A 6075-nucleotide genomic window follows, 5' to 3' on the forward strand; every position below is an offset into this window, starting at 1 on the left:
GGCAGGTTTTTTTTCATAATTGCTATATTCTACTTTCCAGGATCACACTTGTCAATACCCACCACCTGAATCCTTACTCAAAAACTCCTATACAAAGCCGTGAAAGAGTGGTTTGAAGTAGCACAAAAAGCAGATTGTTTAGGTAAAAAGTATGATTATTATGAACAAGTAGAAGCGGGACATCATCGAGTGGAAAAAAGACAAGTCTGGACGGTGGATGTATCCGAGCTACCACCTCTGCATAATCAAGAATTATGGACGGGATTAAAAACAGTTGTCATGATAGTTAGTGAACGACGGTTGTGGAATAAAACCACCAGTGAAGCTCGTTTTTACTTGAGTAGTTTAAGCAGTAATGCTGAAAAAAATGCTGGGGCGATCCGCAGTCATTGGGGCATTGAAAATAGCTTACATTGGACGCTTGATGTTACATTTTGTGAAGATGAAAGCCGGATTCGGAAACAGAACTCTCCCGAAAATTTTGCACTTCTACGTCGCTTGGCTATAAATTTACTAAAACAAGAAAAAACTTCTAAACAAAGTCTAAAAATGAAGCGGTATCGAGCGGCTATGGACAATAATTATTTAGTTCAAATTTTAAACTCTGCCAGTTAATGCTCTAAGTCTAACACCTATTTAAGAAGGAAAATTATCCGGCTTTAAGAAGTTTAGAAAATCTTAAGGTTCTGATTTAATCTGCTTAAGTGGGTTAAAGTTAAGCATTTAAAGAAAGTTTTTTTAGTTATTTAGTAATACACAAATTCAGGTTTTTGTCAAATTAATTTAGATGCGTTTACCCTGGCACTTTTACTGACCCATTGATGATAATTTTCTCCCCAATATTCACAATATTCTAATAATGTTGCATCTGGATCTCGTTCAACCATTGTCTGTAGTTGAACTTCCGTTCCATACAATGCCCCCTTCATTTTCCCACCTGGTTTTTTTGGTTCTAAACTACCTTGACATTTATGAATAGATAGTAGTTTTTGTACAAAGCTTTTAGCTACACTAAATCTAGCCGCAACTTTTCTGATTGAGGTGTTACCTTGAAAGTAAGCCGTGACTATTTTTTCTCGGAACTCGATTGAGTAAGATTTCATTGGGACTATTATTTCTACATTAAATATTAGTGTACCTCATAAACCTGGGATACGCTGTATATCCTTTGTGGTCAACTCACGATACACTGCCAAGGTTTCTTCATTAACACGCTCAGTAGTCAGCCACTCTAGGTTTTGTTGGGCTTGGTCTTTCCACCCATGCAACCTCTTGGAGTCACTGAGCAACTGAGATAAAGCTGCGGCGAGACTCTGGCTATCAGATGGCGGAACCAGTATACCTGCTTGCCCATCATCTAAGGCTTCAGGAATGCCGTCTACATTGCTGGCAATAATGGCACAGCCTGCTTCACGAGCTTCCGAAAGAACAAGACCAAAAGGTTCACGGTGCGAAGCAAGTACGAAGATGTCAGTAGCTAACAGATAGCGCTGCGGCTCAGACTGGAAGCCTTCAAAATGAATGCGATCGCTCACGGCTGTACTTTGTGCTTGCGCCTCAAACATTTCCCGGTCAGGTCCATTCCCCACTAGATATAGATGGGCGTCTGGAAACTCTGCAGCGATTTGTGCAAAAGCCTCAATTAACTCAGCAATCCCTTTGCGCCGATACATCCCCGCTACAGTTGCGATCGCGGGTCGCTGTAGTGGCATCGGTTGGTATTCTTTCAGTTGGCGAGTGCGGGGGCTACCTAGTGTACCATTATTGACTACCCGCAACTTGTTCTGAGGAATACCGCGCCGAGCCATTGACTGGGCAACCGCCTTACTGACGGCAATAACCCGGTCAGCCCAACCCATAAGCACTGCACTGCGCTGAAATTCATTATGGACTGTAGAGACGACAGCGTATCCAAATCCCACTCTTAAAGCACGCGCCAGTACCACTCCCGTCATCATATGAGCATGGACGATATCAGGTTGAAACTCTTGCGCGATCGCCCGATAACGTGCAGCAGCCTTAAGCAGATTGAGCGGTTTCCGCGTCTGATCGAGTTTGAAGTGCCTTAGACCATAACGTGCCATTAATTCCTCATATTCTCCACCAGCAGAAGCGACAGCGACTTCGTGACCTGCTTTGGCTTGCAGACAGGCTAGATCGACTGTCACATTGACAATCCCATTTCCGATCTCTTGGACGTGGTTGAGAATATGTAGCACGCGCATCAAATACCTCTAAATTAGATAACGTAAAAAAAACGAAAATAGCTTTAGTTGGAAATTACAGTCGATAAATGAGAAGTTAACGTTGATTTTGCCCGATTTACTTAATTATTTGAGGTAAACCGATACATAATCACCTTGGCTTTCGCATCTTCCTCTACAAACACCACATATTCACCATTCGACCGACGATAGGCTCGTAAAGCGTAGGGGATATCAATCCAGCCACTCTCGCGTGCCACCTCTGGGCCGGGAGACAACGTTGTAAGAGTTGCTCCCGTTTCTGTGTCGTAGACAGACACCTCGGCTGTTCTAGAAGTAACGGCAAAAACTCTCTCTCCTACTACATCCATCGCTTTGATAATCAAAATCGGGTTGGCACTCGGATTGTAAGGAAGACTGACACGCCAGCGCACTTTCCGGGTCTTGCGCCAGTCGTCATAGCGCACAATCTCTGTGCCAACTATTCCCCATTCCTCACCTGTGTGTGGGCGATTGACTGTATAGCCTCCTAGATACATGACATCTGTATCAGGAAAATATTTGACTCTTAAGAGCTTGTTAAACGGTGCTGGCATGGGTATAACTTCGGAAGCGGTCATAGTATAAATTGGACTACCATGAGTATCCAATCCTTGATAGCGATAATGTTTGATGTAGCCAGCTTCACTAGCTTGCCAAACATCCCCTTTGCTATCAACTTCCCAACCCCAAATCGAATCATCTTCTGCACCTAAACTTTCATATTCATCGCTTTGAATAGAGCCATCCCCGTTCTTGTCGTGCCATAGCCAGCTTCCTGCTGCTGGCTGATTAGCGGGCCACTTAGAATGCTTGCGAGAGAAAATTGCGCTGGGAACCGCGATCTCTCCATCAAAACGGTAAATGGCGATATAATCGGCAAACATTCCGGCGAGATAAAGAAAACGCTTTCCCTCAATGCGACACACGAAGACCGAGGTAGTCCCATGTACTGTTTCTTGTAGCCGCAGATCGTCTGGATAGCGAAATTTATCTACGGTATATCCCTTATAACTCCATTCCTGACCATTGCTTTTGCTATAGTCCATGACAAAGTGTTCCTGCTTGGTAAACACGTTGACTCCATCAGTCCCAGGATCGGCATCGGCATTATCTACAAATTGCAAGCCCAGCAATCTCCACTGCATTGATCCGCTTGCATTAAACTTCCTCAAGTCCGTTCCTGACCGATTAAAACCATCAAGACTGACATAAATATTTCCGCTGGCGTCCGTGCCCACCACCGTCAAACCTCCGAGTTTGAGGTCTCCAACTTCTCCTGATGTTCCTGAGTAGATCCCCCTCTCACTGCCCAAAGTCCCAACCAAGGTGGGTGTACTTGTGATGTTGTAGATCAGCACTTGTTGACGGGGGCCATTTTCCGCAACCAACAGTCTGCCTTGATTATCAATGGCTAGGGCTGTAGGGTCTACAACATCCGTAATTTTCTTGGACAATAAAGTTCCTGTCTTGGAATAGTGCAGTATCTTGGGAGGATTAGTAGCGTCTTTCGCTTGTAGAATCCATAGGTTACTTTGAGTATCTACAGCTATTTGTTTGGGGCGATCGACTGACCAACTGCGTAATTCTGCCATAGTTTCGGCATCGTAGACACGAATGCGGTTGGCAGCACTATCACTGACATAAAGCTCGCTGCCAGCGTTAGCTAATCCAGTTACTTGACCGGAGGTGCTAACAATTAACATACTTTTATCATAACCACGCCCACCTGCAAAGGGAGCAGGCTCCCCAGATAAGTTGTAGCGTCTCACACAATACCAGTTTGTTTTAGAAGGTGGATAATCCTGAATTACCATCCTGTCTATTGCCCCCTGTGTCATGGCGATATAAAGGTACTTACCATTGGCAGTGACTGCTTCCCCTCCAGTTCTTCCCCATCCATGAAGATTACTAGCTTTGCCGATCGCATCTCCATCTTTATAAATTCCTGCCTCTCTACCCGCTTCATCCCACACGCTATTGGTATAAACCGTTCCGTCGTTCCCCACGTACATGGCAGCGATTTGAATTTGTACCCACTTACTGCCACCGCCAAAGGTGTTACCGATCCAAGATGTTTTGTAGGAGATATTGGGTAAAGGGTTTGAAGTTACAGACAGTGCAGCTACAGACAGTGCAGTTAAAGTAGAGATTATGACTCCTGCGATCGCCTTGGCTCTGAAACTCATCCTGCAATGTTGGCGATCGTTCTCACTCGGCTTAAAATTATTGAGGAAATGATTCATTGTTTGGATGAATAATCGCTGTTTTTGCCATAATTTGTTTACTAGCAATAGGAATCGATTCTTCATAATCTCACTCAAAAATATACAGCTATAATCAGAATGTCTCAGTTAGACTAAATTTAATGTATATTTGCAAACAACCAAGTGGACAACTACACAAGTAACCCTGCAGCTACAGCAGCAAATATTCTTTGCGTCGGGATCGGATGGTTTCCGAAAACACCGGGAGGCTTGGATCGATATGTATATGAGCTTACGCATCAATTAGCAGCCAGTCAAGATCGAGTTGAATTGTGTGGAGTAGGTCTCCCAGAAACTCAGTCAAACTCTGGCGTAAAATTCACTAATTTAGCTGAACCCGAACATCGACTCTGGGAACGGCTTTGGTTGATTCGCTCCAATTTTGGGCTGCGGAAATATGCAAAACCTGATGCAATTAATCTACATTTTGCATTATATAGTTTTCCTCTTTTGCAAGTTTTACCTAGGGGGGTTCCTGTTACCTTTTCCTTTCACGGGCCTTGGGCATTAGAATCTAAGCAGGAGGGTTCTGGTAAGCTGAGTGTTTTTTTGAAGCATTGGATGGAACAAAGGGTCTATCGTCGTTGTGATCGATTTATTGTTCTGAGCAAAGCGTTTGGTGAGATTTTACATCAAGAATATGAAATTCCTTGGAGCAAAATTAACGTAATTCCCGGCGGTGTCGATCTTTCGCGATTTCAAATCAACCGATCGCGCCCTGAAGCCCGCACGCAGATCGACTGGCCTGAAAATCGCCCCATTCTATTTACAGCGCGTCGCTTAGTGCATCGAGTTGGACTCGATAAGCTGTTGATGGCTATAGCGAGGATTAAACCTCAAATTCCTGATATCTGGTTGGCGATCGCTGGAAAAGGGCCACTACAAGCGGTTCTGGAGCAGCAAGCAACAGATTTGGGACTCAATGACAACGTTAAATTTCTCGGCTTTTTGCCAGATGACCAACTACCTATAGCTTACCAAGCCGCCGACCTAAGTGTGATGCCGAGTCAATCTTTAGAAGGGTTTGGATTATCCGTACTAGAATCCCTCGCCTGCGGCACTCCAGCGCTATGTACTCCTGTTGGTGGAATGCCAGAAATTTTAGAGCCGTTTTCACCAAATTTGATTACTGCTTCTTGTGAGGCAACAGCTATTGCTGAGCGATTGGAAGAACTGCTAACTGGAAAAGTACCCCTGCCTTCTAGAGAAGCCTGTCAAGAATACGCTGCTATAAATTTCGATTGGCAAACAATTGCGCAAAAAGTTAGAAAAGTGTTGTTAGCCTGAGGATCAAAACAATGAGAATAGGACTTATCCCTATGCTTGTCTTTCTCGGGAAAATCAAGGATTTTGCGAAGATACAGCCTACACAAGAGCGAGGTTTCACCTCAGTTTGACAAGCATAGGGATTACGCACAGACTCTACTTTAGGATTTACGCAACTGGCACACGACGGCTCTCCTGAGTTTATGGTGTAAAATGTACCTAATAATACATTTACCGTTATGAGCTTCCATCTAGACTATCTATTAGCATTGCCTGGAGTCAGGGTTGAAACTTGTACT

Annotated in this window: 5 protein-coding genes; 2 read left to right on the forward strand and 3 right to left on the reverse strand. The window is 44.2% G+C overall.

Annotated features, from left to right (window positions below; genetic code table 11):
* Positions 1-69 precede the first annotated feature (69 nt).
* Entirely contained in the window at positions 70-615 is a 546-nt protein-coding gene (locus QUB14_RS27895; protein WP_333221616.1) for an ISAs1 family transposase, read from the forward strand.
* Positions 616-773: 158 nt separating this feature from the next.
* On the opposite strand, the gene QUB14_RS27900 is transcribed toward QUB14_RS27895, so the two are convergent.
* From QUB14_RS27900 to QUB14_RS27910, 3 genes are all read right to left on the reverse strand, one after another.
* Entirely contained in the window at positions 774-1103 is a 330-nt protein-coding gene (locus QUB14_RS27900; protein ID WP_333221614.1) for a hypothetical protein, read from the reverse strand.
* Between the two features lie 36 nt (positions 1104-1139).
* On the reverse strand, positions 1140-2225 hold the full coding sequence (locus tag QUB14_RS27905; RefSeq protein ID WP_333221447.1) for a glycosyltransferase family 4 protein: 1086 nt from the start codon (positions 2223-2225) through the stop codon (positions 1140-1142).
* A gap of 101 nt (positions 2226-2326) precedes the next feature.
* Positions 2327-4432 carry a hypothetical protein gene (locus QUB14_RS27910; RefSeq protein WP_333221445.1) on the reverse strand — a complete coding sequence of 702 codons (2106 nt, stop codon included), beginning with the start codon at positions 4430-4432 and terminating at the stop codon, positions 2327-2329.
* 201 nt (positions 4433-4633) lie between these two features.
* Here QUB14_RS27910 and QUB14_RS27915 point away from each other — a divergent pair, with 201 nt between their 5' ends.
* A complete protein-coding gene (locus QUB14_RS27915) occupies positions 4634-5797 on the forward strand; it encodes a glycosyltransferase family 4 protein (RefSeq protein ID WP_333221442.1) in 1164 nt (387 codons plus the stop codon).
* Positions 5798-6075: the final 278 nt, after the last annotated feature.

It is taken from the genome of Microcoleus sp. B3-D2, from assembly GCF_036705345.1.
Taxonomy (GTDB): Bacteria; Cyanobacteriota; Cyanobacteriia; order Cyanobacteriales; family Microcoleaceae; genus Microcoleus.